Source organism: Solirubrobacter deserti (genome assembly GCF_027587175.1).
GTDB lineage: Bacteria > Actinomycetota > Thermoleophilia > Solirubrobacterales > Solirubrobacteraceae > Solirubrobacter > Solirubrobacter deserti.
This window is the reverse complement of record NZ_JAPCID010000030.1, coordinates 279-19943: the sequence shown is the minus strand read 5'-3', so window position 1 is coordinate 19943 and position 19665 is coordinate 279. Positions and strand designations below refer to the sequence as shown.

Below are 19665 nucleotides of genomic sequence, written 5' to 3'. Positions count from 1 at the left end.
GAAGCCGCCGCTCGCGATCTGCGCGCCGGAGCCGCCGAAGCCGGACAGCACGAGCTCGTCGCCGTCGATCGAGCTCTCGTCGAGGATGCGGTTAAGGCCCGGGCGGTACTGGACGTCGACGTAGGTGCGGCCGGTCTGGATCGCGGTCGCGTCGAGCGGGATCGCGGTGCCGTCCGCCTGCGTGCCGGTGGTCGCGCCCGTGTAGGACAGGCCGCCCTGCGTGAGCTTGACGCGCGCGGTGGTCACGGCCGTCTCGTCGGCGCCGGCCGGCGGCGTGATCACGACGGGGAGGTCCCACACGACGCTGCCGTCCTCGAGCGTGCGCATGACCGGCGAGCGCGTCGGGTCGAGCGCGATCGCCCAGCCGGTGCCGTCGATCGTGAGCTGGTTGAAGGCGTCCATCAGGACCGAGTCCGGGTCGAGCGAGAGGCCCGTCGGCACCGGCAGCGTGATCTGCAGCGACTGCGGCGTCAGCGGCGTGGTGCCGTTCGCGTTCGCCAGCGACACGGTCGCCACCAGCTCGAGGCCGGTGACCTCGCTGGAGTTGAACGACCACGTGTTCGGCAGGTAGGTGAGCGAGATGCCGCCCTCGCCGCGCACGCCCGTGAGCCAGTAGCGGAACGTGTTCGTGGTGCCCAGGCGGGTCGGCGCGCGCGCCGCGTCGAGCACCAGCGTGCCCAGGCCCGGGCCGTCGAGCATGAACTCGGGCGCGAGGTCCGTGATCGACGCGTAGTCGATCGAGAGCGGGCCGGACGGCGGCGTGAACGTGACGTCGACCCAGTTGCGGGCGTTGACGACGTTGACGTCGATCGTCCCGTTCGCAGCCGGATCCACGAGCCGCGCGGTCGCGCCGTCGATGCCGAAGCTGACCGTGATGGCGTCGTTGGCCGTGCCGTTGGCGGCCCGGAACGAGCCCGCCGGGAAGCGGACGGTGGCCTCGCCGAGCGCCCACGGGGAGCCGTTGATGAAGTAGCGGAAGCGCGTCGTGCCCGTGCGCTTGATCGCGGCGATCAGCAGGTCCTGCTCCGTCGCGCCCGCCGGCAGCTCGGTCATCCTGAGCATGACCTCGGCGCCGCGCTTGACGACCTTCACGCCGTCGACGGTCTCGACCACGAGCGGCACGTACTCGACGCCGCCGTCGGTCGTGACGGCCGCCATCGGCGTCAGGCCGGAGAAGCCGTACGGGGTCGAGGACCCGATCGTCAGCTGCAGCTTGGCCCGGTTGACGGCGTCCAGGATCGACGCGTAGTCGAGCGCGCCGCCCTTGGGCGCCGTGTAGATGATGTCGAGGAAGTCGCGCTGGCGCAGCTGGGAGAGCTGCGTGCTGCCGCCCGCGGGCGCCGGGTCCACGACGGTCGCCGTCGGCTTGCCGGCCGCGGTGTTGGCCGTCGGGTCCAAGACGGTGAACACGACGTCCTGGCCGCTCGCGTTCTTGAAGCCCATCTTCAGCCGCCCGTACAGCCGCAGCAGCTGGATCTGGTCCGGCACGTCGGCCAGGAACAGCACGGTCGCGCTGCCCGCCGCGATCTTCGACAGGTCCGCGTACAGGCGGCCGCTGATCGAGATGTTGTCGGCGGCGAAGTTGAGCTTGCCGACGATCAGGAACTTGCCGTCGGTGGAGATCTTCACGATCACCTGGCCGTTGAAGACCTCCTGCGAGGTGTACATCGAGTACACGCGCGCCGAGCCGGTGATCGTCATCGGCGAGGTGAACGCGGCCAGGAAGCCGACCTTGTTCGCGTTGCCGGGCTGCGCCAGCGTCTTGGCCTGGAGCGCGACCTGGCGCTGCAGGCCGTCCAGCCACTGGTCGGCCGTCTGCTGCGTCGGCAGGCCGAAGTCCGGACCGGTCAGTGCGAACGGGTCGTCGATCGACGGCAGCGTCTTGAAGAACTCGACGCCGGCGGCGAAGTCGTTGATCGTCAGGCCGGTGGTCGGCTCGAGCAGGATGCCGCCCGGGATCTCGACGTTGATGAACGCCGACAGCGGGCCGAGCTCGGAGAGGCCGACGCGGATCGTGAAGCCCGCGATGCCGGCCATGCTGAAGCCGCCCTGGAGGCCGAGGTAGAAGACGCGCTGGCGAACCGGGGTGGTGTCGTCGGTGGAGCCGATGATGTTGAAGTTCTGGTCCAGGCGCAGGATGCCGCCGACCAGGCCGGCCTCGATCTCCCCGCCGAACATGTCGCCCTTGACGAGCACACCGATGGCGTCGATGCGCGTGATCGGCATCTTGCCCTCGGCCAGCAGCTTCGGGTTGATGCGGATGCCCTCGATCGAGCCGGTGATCGACAGGCCGCTCATCCCCGCCAGGCTCTGGACGCTCGCCGACAGCACGAGCTCGAAGTTGCCCGGGTCGGTCTCGGGGTTGCCGAGCCAGCGCACGCCGATCGAGTCGATCCGCACCGGCATGAACGACGGCCACTGGAACGAGTCGCCGGTCGCGCCGCCGACGCCGACGAACACGCCGAAGCCGGTCTTGGCCTTGAACGAGCCGTCGCCCAGGAACGCGAAGTTGCGCGCCTCGCCCGACAGCTCGAGCGGGCCGACCTTGACCTTCGCGCCGACGGCGGCGAACGCGACGAGCTCCTGCGTGCCGTTCGCGCCCGTGTTGAGCATGAAGTCGCGCGCCGTGATGGTCACGAACTGCGAGATCTGGATCTCGAGCGTGTCGACCTTGAAGCGGAAGGCCTGGATCGCGCCGCTGGCGTCGAACTCCAGCTCCATCCGCAGCGCCTCGTCGTTGATCGAGCCGTCAGCGTTGCGGTCGTCGGCCGTCAGGCGGTCGGTGAACGTGGCCGTGATCGGCTTGCCCGGGAAGAACTTCGCGCCGCCGGAGGCGAAGAACAGCGTGCCGGAGAAGCGGACGCCGTTGCTGAAGTCCACGACGAAGTCCTTGACGCCGATCCGCAGATCCGTGAACTGGATCATGCTGCCGAACGAGACGCCCGCGCCGGGGTTGGTCGCGGCCAGCGCGTTCGGATCCGGGTTCGGGTTCGGCGTGCCGGTGGGCGGAGGACCGCTGTACTTGAGCTCCGCCTCGCCGAGCTCGAAGCCCGTGCCGCGGATCAGCAGGCCCGGCTTGCCGCTCGCGGACTGGCGGATCGAGCCCGTCACGCCGAACTTCGGGAACGTGATCGACGCGCTCAGGATGCGCACGATCTCCTGGTTGGCCGGGCCCTTCGGGTCCCACTTGATGTCGATGGCCGTGGCGTTGATGACCATCACGTCCGGCACGGTCGCGGTGAGCTGCGCGGCGCTGATCGAGAACTTGCCGGTCGGCGCGATCGAGACGTTGCCGCTGAGCAGGCCGAACGCGTCGACGGCGATGTCGAACGTGCCGAGCAGGTTGAAGATCTCCACGCTCGGGCCGTTGGCGGTCGGCGCGGCGCCGCCGAACGCCAGCGTCGTGCGCTCGATCCCGATCGCGATCGTGAGCACGAGCTCGCCGCTCGGGCTGAACCCGAGGTCGGCGATGGCCACCGTCGGGTTCTGCAGGCGCACCGGGCCGAGGCTGAGCACGCCCGCGGTCGGCGGCGCGGCGGCGCCCGCGGCCAGCGGGTCGAGCTTGAACGAGGACCTCATGCCCTGCGCGTTCCACGTCTGGACCGTCGAGCCGGTCGCCTGCGTGTAGAAGCCGTTGGTGTCGAGGAACTCGACGCTCAGCATGCCCGGCAGGAACAGGTCGATCGTGTTGCGGGTGTTCGCGTCCTTGAGGTAGTACCGGACCGTCACCGTGGTCACCTTGTCGGTGTCCTTGACGCCGCCCAGCAGCACGGCGGTGGTGACGGGCCGCCCGCCCGAGCCCGCGATCAGCTCGACGTCGCCGAGCGAGCTGCCGTCGGCGCGCACGAAGCGGAACGGCGCGGCCTTCAGCGACGCGATGTTGAGCGGGTTGCTGTCGAGGCTGCGGTAGGTGATGTCGATCGAGCGGCGGGCGTTGAACGTCGTGACGCCGATCGCCTCGCCGTTGGCCGGGCTGACGACCTCGGCGATCGGGGCGACGGCGCCGGACGCGTTCGCCGTGAGCACGAACTGCTCGGTCTCGCCGAGGTTGAAACCGGCGTCGGTCTTGTCGGCGAACGAGGCCGGGTCGAAGACGATCGCGATCAGGCCCGACGGCAGCGGCGTCTTGAGCGTGTAGCGGTAGGTCGTGCCCTTGACCAGCGTCGGCTTGCCCGAGACCAGGAACTCGGCCGTGCGGTCGGTGCCGTTGACCATCAGCTTGAACTCGTGCGCGACGTCCTCGATCAGCTCGGTGCGCAGGCCCGTGCCGCTGCGGTCGTTGAAGACGACGTCGATGTACTGGCGCCCGTTCTCGGACGGCCACTCGCCGGCCGTCATGCGGTCGCTCTTGCGCACCACGTCGGCCGTCGGCGGCGGCGTCGGCGCCGTGCCGGTCGGCTCGGGCGCGGCCGACCCGCCGAGGCCGATCCCGGTGATCTGGAACGTCTGCATGCGGAAGCCGGCGGCCTTGCTCATGGTGAAGGACGCGTTGCCGCGGATCTGGAACAGCTGCGAGCCGCCGACGTTGACCGCGATCGTGCCGCCCGCGAGCGCCAGGTCCAGGTCGCCCGACGGCTTGCGCGTGACGAACACCGAGCCCCGGATCGAGAGCACGTCGGCGACCTTGAGCTCGACGCCGAGCAGCTGCAGCGAGAACGTGTTGGCCTTCAGCAGCGCGCTGCCGGTGTCGGTCGGCATGTCGGTGACGTCGGCCAGCGCCGTGCTGACCTCGAAGCGCACCGTGCCGCTGACACCCAGGCCCGGCAGGCCGAGGATCGTCAGCGTGCCGCTCGCGCGCAGCACGTACTGGCCCGGGATCGTGCCGACCTTACGGTAGTAGATCGTCGCGTTGGTGATCAGGATGCCGACGGCGTCCGGGTTGAGCGCGTTGCCCTCGAGCTGGTACGGGCCGTTGCCGACGAAGATCTCCAGCCCGCTGCCCTGGAACAGGCCGCTGCCGGCGCGGAAGTCGCCGCGGACCTCGAGCAGGCCGCCGAGATCGACCTCGAGGTCCTGGATGAGGAACTCGAAGCTCGTGCCGGGCTCAGTCGGCTTGGCGGCCTCGATCGTGATCGTCGTGCCGTTGACGACCAGCGTCTCCTTGACCGCGGCGCCCGTCGTGTTGATCAGCAGGCCGAGACTGGCGCCGACCGTGCCGCCGAGCGCGAACTTGCCGAGCACCACGCCCGCCATGCCGTTCGGCTTGATCACGAGCGCGCCGGTGGCGCCCTCGATCTTGGTGGTGCCGATCTGCAGGCTCAGGTTGACGACCGCAAGCTTGGTGATCTTCGGGCTGGTCGGCAGCGTGCCGGTGCTGGCCTGCTCGAAGAAGAAGTCGGCCGTGACGTCCAGGCCGCCGATCTTGAGCGTGGTGTTGTAGGCGCCCACGCGGATGAACGGGCCCTTCGGGAGCTTGAGGAGCTTGCCGCCGACCTCCTCGTTGACGGCGGCGCCCATCCGGTTGATCTCGACCGTGATCGTCGTCGTCAGCGAGAAGCCGGGGATCGTCAGCGCGGCCGTGCCGTCGATGCTCGCCGCGACGCCCGCCGGCAGGATCAGCAGCTGGCCCGAGCCGTCCGTGACCGTCGCGCCGAAGCCGTCGGCGCCAAGCGTGAGCTTGACCTTCTCGAAGGCGACCTTGACGACCTTGATGCCGGTCTTGGTCGTCGTCTGCGAGAACGTGAAATCGCCGCCGATCGACTGGCCGAACGCGGTGAACGTGCCGTCGGTGAGCTTGACGCCGAATGACGGGCCGCCCGCGGTCCTGGTCGTGTTGATGTCGACCGTGACCGTGCCGGTGAAGTCGAAGTCCTGCGTCAGCGAAGGCGCGAGCTCGATCGAGGCCGAGATCGACGCGATCATGCCGTCCGGGCGCAGCGTGATCGAGCCCGTGGGCACGCGCACGGTCACCAGCGTCTCGGTGCCGTTGCCGAGCTCCAGGCTGACGTTGGTCAGCTTGATCGACACCGTGGTCGCGTTCTTGGCGAACTCGAACGAGCCCTTGAGCGTCTGCCCCATCACGCCCAGCTGCACGTCCGTGCCGCTGACCTTGATCGTCTTGGCCGCCGTGTTGAGCGCGACCGTGAACGCACCGCTGAAGGTGACGCCGGGCACGTCGAGCGCGACGCTCGCGGCGATGAAGCCGTCGATGCCCGCGGCGGTGATCGTGAACGTGCCCGTGCCGCCGGACACGACGACGTAGTCGCGGCCGTCCGCGCCGATGCGCAGGCCGGCGTTCGCGAGCTTGACCGTGGTGGTCGTGCCGCGCTTCTCGAAGCTGAAGTCGGCCGTCAGGCGCTGGCCCGCGATGTCGATCGTCAGGCCCGTGAGCGACGCGCGGATGTACGGGCCGGCGGGCAGCTGCAGCCGCGACGTCTGGCCACCGATGGTGAACGTCTCGTTGACCGCCGCGGTGATCGTGTTCAGCGCGAAGCCGACCTGGACGGGCCCTGCGGTGATGCCGCCGCCGAGGTCGATCGACGCGCTCGCGCTGAACTCGCCGGCGACGCCCGCGCGCGTGATCAGGAAGCGGCCGTTGCCCTGCTCGATCCGCACGCCGACGGTGCCGGCGCCGAGGAACAGGCCGACGTCGGCGGCGGCGATCCGGATCACGGGCAGGTCGTCGGAGGTGCCGGTGACCTTGTCGGCGCCGGCGCTGACGACCCGCTCGAACGCGAACGTGCCGCTGAGCTGCTGGCCGGCGATGCTGATCGCGCCGGCGACCTCGACGCGCACGTACGGCCCGGCCGCAACCGTCAGCGTCGAGTCGATCGTGCCGATCTTGAACGTCTCGTGGACGGCCTTGGTGGTCGTGTTGATCTTCAGCGTGAGCTTGAGCGTGCCGAGGTCGATCACCGACGTGTCCAGGCCGCGCAGCGCGGCCTCCAGGCTCAGCTCGCCCGCGAGCCCGGCCGGCGTGATCAGGAACTTGGCGACGTCGCCGTCCGGCTGGGCGAGGTAGAGGCCCATGTCGTCGGTGGTGGCATCGGTCGCGCCCGGGTCGCCGAGGAAGAGCTTGACGCCCGTCATCGCCAGGCGGATCACCTTCGCGCCGGCGGCGTTGGTCGTCTGCTCGAAGTAGATCGCACCCTCCAGGCGCTGGCCCGCGACCTCGAGGACGAGCTTCTCGGCGCCGACGCGCAGCAGCTTCTTGCCGCCGGTGGTGTCGACGTCGAGGATCAGGTTCTCGCCGCCGAGCGTGACGCCCGGGATCGTGACCGCGACGCTCGCCTGCAGCGAGCCCTTGATGCCACCGGCGCTGATGGTGAACTCCCCGCGGGCGCCCGTGACGTTGACGACGCCGCCGAGGCTGATGCGGACGTTGGCGGCCGTGATGACCGTGACCGGGATGGTCGTGCCGCGGCGCTCGAAGCCGAAGTCGCCCGCGAGCGTCTGGCCCGCGACCGAGAGCTCGAGGTTCGTACCCGCGATGCGGATGAACTTGCCGGCCGGGAGGCCGAGCTGGATCGTCTCGCCGTCGACCTCGATCGACTCCTCGACCGCGCGCGAGCTCTGATTGATCGCCAGCGAGAGCGTGCCCTGGAGCGTCACCGCGTCGGTGATCGCGGCCAGCGAGACGGTGCCGCCGATGCGGCCCGCCACGCCGCCGCTGCCGGCCTGGCCCGGCGCGTCCGGCACGATCACCAGCACGCCCTCGCCGCCGGTCAGCACCGCGGCGCCGCCGAAGCTCACGGTCAGGCCCGTGATCGCGAGGATCAGGCGCTTGGCGCCGGTGGTGCTGGTGACCTGCTCGATCGCGAAGCCGCCGGCGAGCTCGACGTCGCCGAACGTGAGCTTGACGCCGATCGCCTCCACGCGGATGAAGCTGCCCGCCGGCAGGCGCGTGCCGTCGGCCAGCACGACCGCGGTCGGCGCCGAGTTGATCTGCAGCTTGAAGGTGCCGCGCAGCGTGACCGGGCCGAGGTTGAGGCCGTCGGCGCCGTTGTCCGGGGTGACCGTCAGCACGCCCGCGACGCCGCCCGCGCCGATCTGCAAGGCGCCGCTGAGCGTGAGCGCGACCAGGCCGTCGGCGAGCGAGAGCGTGGTGTTCGTGACGGTCAGGTCGATGCGCTGGACGCCACCGACGGTCTTGCGCTCGAAGCTGAAGTTGCCCTTGAGCGTCTGGCCCGCGATCGTGAGGTCCACGTCGGTGCCCTCGACGCGCAGGAACGGGCCGCCTTCGACCTTGAGCGTCACCGAGCCGAGCGCGGCGCCGGCGGCGAACACGGCCGGCGCGCTCGCGAGGTGGATGCGCGTCGCGGCGGCGCCGTGGGCGACCGCGAGGTCGAGGTTGCCGTCGCCGTCGAGGTCGGCGAACGCGACGCCGGTCGCCGTGGCGGCGATGGCGGCCACGTCCTCGGGGGCGGCGAAGGTGAGGACGGTGTCCGCGACCGTGGCGGCGAAGCGGCGGTTGCCCACGATGACCTCGGCGACGCCGTCGCCGTCGGTGTCCGCGACCGCGAGCGTGGTCGCGCCCGTGGTGGCGACGCTCACGCCGGTCGTCCACGCGCCGTTGCGGAAGGCGACGGTCGAGCGGCCCGCGCCCGTCATGACCACGTCGAGCTTGCCGTCGCCGTCCACGTCGCCGAGCGCGACCGCGTCGATGCCGCCGTCGGAGCCGATCGCCGTGCTCGCACCGAACGTGCCCGTGCCGCCGCCCTTCAGCCAGCTGGCCCCGTCGGCGCCGGCTAGCACGAGGTCGGCCTTGCCGTCGCCGTCGAGGTCGCCGAGCGCGACGGCCTTGGCCGCGCCGAGCGCGGTGGCCGCGGCGGTGAAGGCGCCGGCGCCGTCGTTGAGGTACAGGCGCGCGTTGCCGGTCGCGGCGCCGGCGACGAGGTCCAGGTCGCCATCGCCGTCGACGTCGCCCAGCGCGAGCGAGGTGACCGCGTCGGTGCTCGCGATCACGCGGCCGGCGACGCCGTCGAACGCGTCGCCGGAGCCGTCGTTGACGTGCACGACGATGCCCTCGCCGTCGCTGCCGGAGATCAGGTCCGCGAGGCCGTCGCCGTTGACGTCGCCGAGCGCGACCGCGGTGCGCGTCGCCGGCGCCGGGCCGAACGTCATCGTCGCGTCGACCGCGGCGGCGGCCGTGTTGATCTTCAGGCGGAACGTGCCGCTGAGGGAGACGCCGGGGATCGTGACCGCGACCGAGCCGCCGAGGTCACCCGCGAGGCCGCCCGGGCGCAGGACGAAGAAGCCCGTGCCGCCGCTGAGCGTGACGTAGTCGCGCGTGCCGTCGCCGAAGCCGGCGGTGACGTCGGTCACGAGCACGCGGACGACCTTCTCGGTGCCGACCGTCGCCGACTCGAACACGAACGTGCCGGTCAGGCGCTGGCCGCCGAGCGCCAGCTCGACGTTCGTGCCCGTCACACGCAGGAACGGGCCGGCGGGCACGGACAGGCTGACGGTCTGGCCGCCGACGGTGACCTGCTCGCTCACCGCGACGCCGGAGGTGTTGATCGCGACGCCGAACGTGCCCGTGATGCGCGCCACGTCGCCCGGGACCTTGACCGTGACGGTGCCCTCGACGCGGCCGGCCAGGCCGGTCGGGCGGATCACGAACAGCGCCGTGCCGTCGCGCAGCGCGACGCCCGCGGTGGCGGTGCCGAGGTCGAGCGTGACGTTGCTCGCGGCGACGCGGATGAGCTTGACGGGGGGCGCGCCGGGCGCGGCGGGCACCGTGTACTGCTCGAAGCTGAAGTCGCCGCCGAGCGACTGGCCGAACAGGCTGAGGTTGAGCGTGGCCTTGACGACGACCGAGTTGGGCGCGCGCCCGTCCAGCACCTCGGCCGCGGTGTTGATCGCGACGTCGATGTTCGTCGCGGTGACGGGGTCCTGGCCGGGGATCGCGAGCGTCAGGTCGCCCTTGATCGACGCCGAGATGCCCTTGGCCGTGCTCAGCAGCGTCGCGCTGGCGATGGCGACGGTGACGACGTCGCCGAGCTTGAGCTCCGCGTTCTCGACGGTGATCCGCAGGTCGCCGCGCGTGGCGCCGGCGGCGGCGGAGTTCGCGAACGAGAACCTGCCCCGGATCGAGATACCGGCGAACGCGAGGTCGAGCACGCCGCTCAGCGACGGGCCGGTACCGCCCTTGACGACCGGGTTGGAGCCGTCGGCGCGCTTGACGTTCTTGAGCTCGACGTCGCCGGTCTCGGTGTTGTAGAAGATCTCCACCTCGTCGAGCGAGGCGGTGACGCCCGGGATGCCCAGCAGCTCGACGCGGCCGCGCGCGTACACGACGTAGCCGGTGGTGCCGATCGTCTTGTACTCGAAGCTCGCGTTGCGCAGGAACAGGCCGCGCGCGTTCGAGTTGACGGTGCCGTCGGCCAGCAGGCCCGGGCCGAGGCCGAGGAAGATCTTGATGTCGCTGCCGAACTTGGTGCCGGCGGCCGAGTCGTCCGTGAGGCTGCCGGAGACCTCGATGAAGTCGCCGATCTTGAACGAGCCGCTGCCCGAGAACAGCACGTAGGGCTTGCGCGGCGTGCCGCTGGCCACCTGGCCCGCCTCGAACTTGATCGCGAGCGTGACGCCGCCGACCTCGATCGTCTCGTCGAACGTGCTCGTGGTCGTGTTGAGCTTGACGGCGACGCTGGCGTTGCCGTTGAAGCCGCCCGAGCCGCCGATCACGGCCTCGATGCGGCCGGAGAGCTGGCCGGCGATGCCGCCGTCGGCGCCTTTGAGGAGCAGGAACGCGCCGTTGCCCTCGACCACCTTGAGGGTGTTGGGCGACGATCCGCCGTCGCCCAGCTGGACGCTGACGTTGGAGAACGCGAGCCGCGTGAGCTGCACCGGCGTGTTGCGCGCGAGCCGGGTGGCGCCGCCCGTGACGCCGATGAGCACGTCGAGGTCGCGGTCGGTGTCGACGTTGACCACCAGCACGGCCGTGGTCGCGAGGTCCTCGGTGCCGATCGTCGCGGCCGGCTTGAACGTGCCCGCGGCGGTGCCGCCCTTGTTGGCCAGCAGCAGCGGCCGCCCGTTGCTCACGCCGACGATCAGGTCCGCGTAGCCGTCGCTGTCGAGGTCGCCCGCGGCCAGCGCGGTGGCGTTCGCGGTGGCCAGGGCGGAGCCTGTGGCGAACTGCACGGTGCCGTCGCCCGTGTTCTTGAACAGCGTCACGGCGGTGGCGCTGCCGAGCACCAGGTCGAGCTTGCGGTCGTTGTCGACGTCGACGAGCAGGACGCGGCTCGCCCCGCCGAGCGTGAGCCCGGAGACTGCCGTGAAGACGCCGGCGCCGTCGTTGGTGAACACGCGCGACGTGGCGGCGGCGAGGACGAGGTCGAGGCTGCCGCTGCTGTCCAGATCGCCGAGCGCGATCGCGGTCACGGCGTCGGCGGTGATCGCCGTGCCGGCGCCGAAGCCGCCGGCTTCCAGGGCGAGGAAGCGCGTGACGCCGTTGTCGCCGCCGACGACGACGTCGTTGCGGCCGTCGCCGTCGAGGTCGCCGACCGCGACCGCGCGGGCGCCGGCGGTGCTGAAGGTGTACGCGGCGTCGGCGGCGAAGCGCTGCCAGGTCACGCCGTTGGCCGCAACGACCGCGAGGTGCACGCGCGAGGTGCCGTCGTTGACCACGATCAGGTCGAGGAAGCCGTCGCCGTTGACGTCGGCGAGCGCGAGCGCGCGGGTCGTCTCGGCCTGGGCCGGCATCCGGTCGGCCGCCTCGGTTAAGCCCGTGGGGCCGTTGAGCAGCAGGCGGTTGGCGCCGCTGCTCGTGCCGAGCACGAGGTCGATGTCGCCGTCGCGGTCGACGTCGCCGCTGGCCATCGCGGCCGTCGCCGCGGACGGCGTGACGGTCACCGTGGGCGCGAAGCCGGCGCTCGTGGACTGGTGGAAGAGGAACGAGCCGGTGACGTTGATCGGTCCGATCGCGAGCGTGGCGCTGTCGACGCGCACGCGGACGAACGGGCCGGCCGGGAGCCCGAGCGCGGCGGAGGCGACGGGCGCGGTGTTGATCTCGATCGAGAACGCGGCGGCGCTCAGCGTCAGGTCGCCGGGGAGCTTGAACGGGCTCGGCGACAGATCGCCGCTGAGCTTGACCGCGACGCCGCCGGCCGTGATCTGCAGCTCGCCGTCGAGGTTGTTGTCGGCGGTGATGTCGATGAAGTCGCCGAGCGTGATCGTGATCGACTCGAGCTTCACGTACACGCCCGCGGCGTTCTTGGTCACCTCGAGCGCGCCGACGCTGAACGTCTGGCCCGCGACCGAAAGCTCCACGCGCTGGCCGGCCTTGCTCTTGACCGTGAAGGTCGGGGTCGCGGCCGACGTGTCGAAGTCCACCGTGAAGGCGCCGGTGAAGGCGACGTTCGGGACGTCGACGACGATGCCGACATCGAACGAGCCGGTGACCGCCGCGCGCGTCCCGCCCGTGACGGTGGCGATCCGCAGCGTGCCGATGGCGATCGTGACCGCGACCAGGCGCGTGCCGCCGCCGGCGATCGCGATCTCGCCGTTCGCGATCGTCAGCGTGGTCGCGCCGGTGTCCTTGGTGAAGGTGAAGTCGCCCGTGATCGAGACACCCGCGAGCGCGATGCTCAGGCCCGTGCCGCTGACGGCGAACTCGCGCGTGGCGGCGAGCTCGAGCGTGACCTGCTCGGTGCCGACGGTGAACGTCTCGTCGATGTCGCGGCCGGTCGTGTTGACCTCCAGGCCGAGCGTGCCCTGGAGCGTGACGTTCGGGACGTTCTGGAGCGCGACCGTGCCCTGCAGCCGGCCGGCGACGCCGCCGCTGAGGATCAGCCACTGGCCGCTGCCGTTCGTGAGCGTGAGCAGGTCCTGCTGGCCGTCGCCGAACGCGAACGAGACGTTCGCCAGCGCGAGCTTGATCGCCGCGCCGCTGCTGGACGTGATCCTCTCGACCGAGACGTCGGCGTTCAGGCGCTGGCCGGCGACGCGCACGGCGACGTTGGTGGCGTCGACCTTGAGGTAGCCCGCGGCGGTGTCGACCGCGACCTTGAACGCGCCCGTGAACGAGACGTCGGCGCTCGCGGCGAGCGTGAGCGAGGCGCTCATCGTGCCCGCGATGCCGGCCGTGCCAATCGTCAGCGAGCCGTTGACCGCCTCGACGCTGACGACGCCCGCGGCGAGCACGATCGAGCCGTCCGTCACGGTGAGCTTGACGACGCCCGCGGTGCGCTCGACCACGAACGAGCCCGCGATGCGCTGGCCCGCGATGTCGAGCGTCGCGTTGCTCGCCTCGACGCGCAGGTACTTGGCGGCCGCCGTGGTGTCGATCGCGAGCGTGACGTCGCTGCCGAACGCGACGTTCGGGACGCTCAGCGAGACGGTCGCGGTCAGCTCGCCCTTGATTCCCGCCGGGCTGATCGTGAACGTGGCGGTGTTCTTCTGGGCGATCGAGAGGACCGAGCCGCCGAACTGCGCCGTGACGTTCTCGGCCGTGATGGTCGTGACGCCGCCCGCGGACTGGACGCTGAAGTCGCCGCTCAGCTCCTGGCCGAGGATCGTGAGCTTCAGGCCCGTGCCGGCGACCTTGAAGAAGCGGCCCGCGGGGAGCTCGAGCTTGACGGGCTGGCCGGCGAGCTCGAACGTCTCGTCGATCTCGTCGAGCGTCGTGTTGACCTGCACGCGCAGGGTGCCGGTGAGCGCGGCCTGCGGGACGTTGAAGCCGATCGTGCCGCCGAAGTCGCCCGCGATGCCGGCGCTCGTGACCAGCAGCGTGCCGGACGCGCCGCCGACCGTCAGCGCGCCGCCGCCGAGCGACAGGCTCACGTTCGCCATCGCCAGCCGCAGGACCTTGCCGTCGGCGTTCGCGCCGCTGCCGCCCGGGACGCCGTCGTCGCCGAAGGTGGTGACCGACTCGAACGCGAAGTCGCCCTCGAGCGTCTGGCCCGCGAGCGAGAGGCGGACGCCGGTGCCGGCGATGCGCACGTACGGGCCGCCCGCGACGCTCAGCGCGAGCGTCTGGCCGCCGACGGTGAGCGTCTCGCTGACGGCGGCGTGGCTGGTGTTGACCGCCAGCGCGAACGTGCCGGAGAAGGCCGCGTCACCCGGCAGCGAGAGCGTGATCGTGCCCCGCAGCGTCCCCGCGAGCCCGACCGTGGTGACCAGCAGCGCGCCCGTGCCGCCGCTGAGCGTGGCGCCCGCGCCGGCCGCCCCGATCGCGTAGCTGACGTTGCGCGCGGCGATGGCGGTGACGGCCGTGCCGTCGGCGAGCGTCGCGCGCTCGAACGAGAAGTCGCCCGTCAGCTCCTGGCCGCCGATGCGCAGCTTCACGCCCGTGCCGTCGAAGCGGACGTACGGGCCGGCCGGCAGGTCGCCGACGGCGGCGTTGGACGTGTTGATCGCGAGGCCGATGCCGGCGTCGAAGCTGAAGCCGCCGACGGCGAAGGCGAGCGTGCCGGTGAAGCGGCCGGCGATGCCGCCCGCGCCCGCGGTGAGCGTGCCGGACGCGGCGGTCAAGCTGACCGGGCCGAGCGTGACGGCGACGTTGCTCGCCGTGATCCGCAGATCGCCGTTGGCCTGCGGCGCGAACTCGAAGTCGCCGGCGATCGACTGGCCGAGGATCGCGAGCGTGCCGGCGGTGACCTTGAACGCCTTCGTGCCCTTGGCGACCGTGACCTGGACGCCCGGGTTGGTCGAGCCGGGGATCTCGATCAGGTGGTCGACGTCGGCGTCCGTGTCGTTGTAGAGCAGCGTCACGGTGCCGCTCAGCGTCACGCCGCCCAGCCCGACGAGCTGCACCGTGCCGGTCGCGTACACCGCGTACTTGGTGCCGACCTGGATCAGGCCGACCTTCGCGGAGGTGATCATCACGCCGACCGCGAGCGGGTTGAGGTCGCCGTTGGCCATCCGCGCGGGGCCGCGGCCGAGGAAGATCGTCAGGCCGTCGCCGGCGAAGACGCCGTCGCGCACGGTGACGTCGCCCTCGATCGTGACGAAGTCGCCGATGTTGAGGCTCGCGCCGGAGACCGAGAGGGCGAAGGCGGGGTCGTCGGCGGCGAACTTCACCGCGACGGTGCGGGTTCCGATCGTGAGCGTCTCGTCGACGGCGCCGCCGGTGGAGTTGACCCGCAGCAGCGCGCGGCCACCGGCCTTGACCGGGCCGAAGTCGCCACTGAGCGTGCCCGAGGCCTGGCCGGCGATGCCGGTGGACGTGATGACGAACGCGCCCTCGCCGCCGCTGAGGGCCACGCCGGAGGCGGACGCGCTCAGGTTGATGGCGGCGAAGCGGGTCTGCGTGCCGGCGCGGTCGAACAGGAAGTCGCCGGTGAGCTCGTTGGTGCCGATCGTGAGCTTGCCGCCGAGCACCTTGACCGTGACGGTCGGTCCGGCCGGGAGGTCGAGCACGAGCGGCGTGCCGCCGACGATCACGACCTCCTTCACGGCGGTCGCGCTCGTGTTGATCGCGATCGTGACGCCGGTCGCCGTGACCTGGACGCCCGGCAGCGTGAACACCGGGTTCGTGGCGGTGAGCGTGCCCGCGACGCCGGTGCGGCGGATGACGAGCACGCCGGTCGCGTCCGGGACGTCGACGACCGTGCCGAGCTTGAGCAGCGAGCCCGGACCGGTGTTGGCCACCGCGACCTTGACCGCTTCGCCGGTGGCGTCGAGCGTGAAGTCGGCGGTGAGGGTCGTGCCCGCGATCGTGAGGCTCGTGCCCGTGCCGGTGACGACGACGCTGCCCGGCGCGAAGGTCGCGGTCAGCGTGCCGCCGAACGCGACGCCCGGGAGGCTCGTGGTGACCGTGCCGCTGAAGGAGCCGCTGACCGCGCTACCGATCGTCAGGTCGGCGGTGCCGCTGCTGACGGTGACCAGGCCGCCGCCGAGGCTCAGCGCGGCGTTGGTGACCGTGAGCGCGATCGTGCCGCCCGCGCGCGTGAGCGTGATGTCGCCGGAGAGCGTCTGGCCCGCGACGTCGAGCGTGCCGCCGGTGACGGCGAGGCGGACGAACCCGGTGGCGGTGTCGAGCTCAGCGCGGACGTCACCGGCGAGCGCGACGCCCGGGACGGTCAGCGCGAACGTGCCGGAGAACGAGCCCGCGACGTTGCCGGCGGTGATCGTCAGCTCGCCCGTGCCGTTGGTGAGGCGCGCGACGGTGCCGAGGATGAGCGAGACGTTGGCGGCGGTCGCGCGGGTCGTGCCGTCGACCGCGCGGGAGAAGGACAGGTCGGCGGTGAGCGACTGGCCGCCGAGGCTGAAGCCCGCGCCGGTGGCGGCGACGGAGACCGACGTCGGCGAGAACGCGATCTCGACGGTGTTCAGCGTGAGGTCGCTGATGGCGAGCGTGTCGACCGTTGCGGCGAGGCGGCCGCTGACGCCGGAGGCGTCGATCGTGAGCTCGCCCTCGATGTCCTTGAGCGAGAGGGCGCCCGGCAGCGAGAGCGTGGCGCCTTCGACGACGACGCGCGTGGACTCCGCGCTGTGCGTGAAGGAGAAGTTCCCGGTGAGCTCGTTGCCGAGGACGGTGAGCTTGAGGCCCGTCCCGGTGACCGAGACGGAGGTCGGGTCGATCTTGAGGCGGAGGCCGGTGGAGATGCTCACGCCCGGGATCGCGACCGCGACGGTGCCGCCGATGTCGGCGGTGAGGCCCGCGGCGCCGATGGTGAGGGTGCCGGAGCCGTTGGTGATGGAGACCGGGGGTCCGCGCGCGCTGGTGCCGTCGGCGGCGCCGCCGAACGCCATCTCGACGTTGGTGGCCGTGATCGTGAGCGTCTCGCCCTGCTTGGCGAAGCTGCAATCGCCCGTGAGCGTGGCGCCGAGCACGTCCACGCGCATGCCGGTGGCGGTGATCGACGCGAACGGGGTGCTGTTCTCGAGCGTCTCGTCGGCGGCGAAGACGACGTTGACGTCGTTGCTCGTGCCCTCGATGCGCAGCGTCTCGCTGATCGCCTGGCCGAAGCTGTTCACGCGCACGCGGACCTCGCCCGAGAGGCCGACGCCCTGGGTGCCGGAGAGGCCGACGAGCTCGACCATCCCGCGTGCGTCCAGCGCCCACTTGCCGTCCGCGGTGCGGATCAGGCCGACGGTCGCGTTGGTGATCATCAGGCCGCGCGCGAGCGGGTTGAGCTGGCCGTTGGCGAGCGTCATCGGGCCCTCGCCGAAGAACAGCGTGAGGCCCGTGCCGGCGAACGTCTCGACGACGGTGACGTTGTCGCTGAGCTTGCCGGACTTGAACGTGCCCGCGCCCTTGACCGTGACCACGCCGGCGATGCTGAGCTCGAGGTCGGAGACCGAGACCGAGAACGTGTTGCCCTCGCCGGCGCCGAAGCTGACCGTCAGGTCGCGGCCACCCACGCGGACGGTCTGGTCGACGGCGCGGCCGGTCGTGTTGACGCGGAAGAGCACGCGACCGTTGAGCTGGAAGGCGCCGCCGCCGTCGATCGCGGCCTTACCGGACAGGTAGCCGGCGAGGCCGTCGGCGGCGAGGATCAACACGCCCTCGCCGTCGGTGACCTGGGTCGCGCCGGCGATCGCGACGGTCGCGTCGGCGAGGCCGAGCACGGTGGTCTGGCCCTGGCGCTCGAAGCTGAAGGACCCGCCGATCGAGTTGTTGGCGCCGACGGTCGCGGTCAGCGTGCCCTTCGCGCGCGTGAGCGTGCTGGTGATCTCGAACGCGGCGTCGGTGACCGTGACGGTGAAGCCGGTGACGCCTTCGAGCTTGGCGCCGGTGAGGCCGCCGTCGGCGGTGACGTCGGTGCCGCGCTTGGCGACGTTCAGCGTGCCGCCCCCGGCCGTAAAGCGCGGGCCGGTCGCGGCGCCGATGCGCAGGCTCGCGAGCGTCAGCGTGACGCTGGTCAGCTCGGCCGTGGACGTGAGCGTGAACGTGCCGGCCGCGGTGGCGATCTCGCCGACCTTGACCTCGGTGAACGTGCCCTCGGCCTGGGCGATCGGCGCGGCGAAGTCGATGTCGCCGACCGGTGCGGTGCTCCAGTTGAACGCGCCGCGGTTGAGCTTGAGGGCGCCGCCGGTGAAGGTCGCGGTGACGGCGCCGCCGAGGCTGGCGGTGCCGGCGAGGTTGCTCGCGATGGCCGCGATCGTGTTCGCGCGGTGGGCGAAGGCGATGCTGCCGGAGGTGAGGATCAGCGCGCCGCCGATGCGCAGGTCGGTCGCGGTCAGCGTGAAGGTGGTGAGGTCGCCGTCGACGGCCGCGGTGAAGGTGGCGCTGCCGGAGACCAGGTCGGCGACGCTGAGCTCGTCGAGGCTGCCGCTCAGGCGCAGGGCGCCGGTGCCGGGGTCGACGACGTCACCGCCGACCGAGATGGCCAGCGCGGCCCAGTCGACGGCGGTCGGGCCGGTGTTGATGCTCAGCGCGACGTCGTTCAGGCGTGCGGTCGCCCCGTTCAGCGCGAGGCCGCCGCTCAGGTTCGTCAGCTCACCCGCGTACCACGTGCGCGTGTCGGCCTCGATCATCGCGACGCGCGCGCTGCCGCTGCGCAGGCTGAAGCCGCCGACGTCGATCAGGTCCGCGGGCAGGTCGATCTTGAACGCCGTGATCGTGGCCTGCTCGGTCGAGCCGTTGCCGTCGACGTCCACGGTGCGGGTCTCGCGCAGGTACGCGACGTTGTCGAAGCTGATGTCAAGGTCGCCGCCGAAGAGATCGGTGCTGTCGAGCTTGAGCGTGCCGCCGAGCAGGCGCACGCCGTTGAGCTGCAGGTCGAGCGGGAGGCGGCTGCTGAGGGAGCTCGTCAGCGTCGGAGTCCCGAACAGGCTCGCCGGCGTGGCGGCCTGGAGCTCCGCGAGCGTGAGCTCGGTGTCGGCGAGCGTGATCGTCGCCTTGGCGTCGAGCGCGATGCTGCCATTGGCGATCGCGGCGTCGAGCGGGCCGAGCTTGGCCGTCGCGCTGAGATCGTCGAGGGAGACCGAGCCGCCGAGCTCGAGCTTGGTGATGCGCACGAAGAAGCGCTCGCTGGTGGGCAGGCCCTCGTCGAGGCGGACGCCGATCGTGTAGTCGAGCGCGATCGTGCCGGTCACCGTCGCGGTGCCGTTCAGCGACAGGCCCAGGGCGTTGGTCCCGAGGCCGAGCGGAAGGGTCATCGTGTGCGAGCCACGGTGCGTGATCTGCAGCGCGATCTGGGTCTCGTCGGTGACGGGCGTGACCGCCGGGTTGTCGATCCGGCCCAGCAGCAGCGCCGCGATCTCATCCAGGCGCGGCGCCGGATGGCTCGCGATGTAGTCCCGGATCAGGTCGTAGGTCGCCGTGAGGCCGTCGATGAAGTTCGTGAACGTCCCGACGCTCTCGCCGATCAGCGGCAGGTCCTTCGCCAGGTCGGCGTAGTCCTTGAGGGTCCCCAGTGTCTGGATCACCTGGCCGAGGCCGGCGAGCAGTTGGTTGAAGTCGGCGAGCGTCGGCGGTCCGCGCGCTTGCGCGGCGTTGATCGTCTTCGTCGCCAGGTTCGTGTCGAACGGCGAAGGCTCGCCGGACGAGATCGTCGCGGGCGGCTGCGGAGCGGCGGTCGCCGACGAGAGCTTGCTCGCGATCTGCTGCGAGCCCGCGGGCGCGATCAGCGGCAGGTCGCCCGTGGCCTCGGGCGCCTGCGGCGGCGCCGGCGTCGTGACGGGCTGCTCGGGCGCGACCAGCTCCACGCTGATCTGCTCGGGCGTCTCGATGCCCTCGACCGTGATCGGCGCGACCGGCGCGGGCGCCTCGCTGCTCGTGAAGTCCGTGACCGGCACGTCCGCGGCGGCCGCGAGCGTGTCGGCGCCGATGGCCAT

1 protein-coding gene (cut by a window edge) is annotated in these 19665 nt (G+C 71.5%); it reads right to left on the bottom strand.

The annotated features are described in order from the left end of the window. Positions 1–19665, bottom strand: the 5' portion of a protein-coding gene (locus OJ962_RS20115; RefSeq protein WP_270006554.1) for an FG-GAP-like repeat-containing protein. The gene continues 11736 nt to the left of window position 1, outside the view; 19665 of the gene's 31401 nt are visible here — the first part of the coding sequence; it begins with the start codon at positions 19663–19665; its stop codon lies off the left edge, out of view.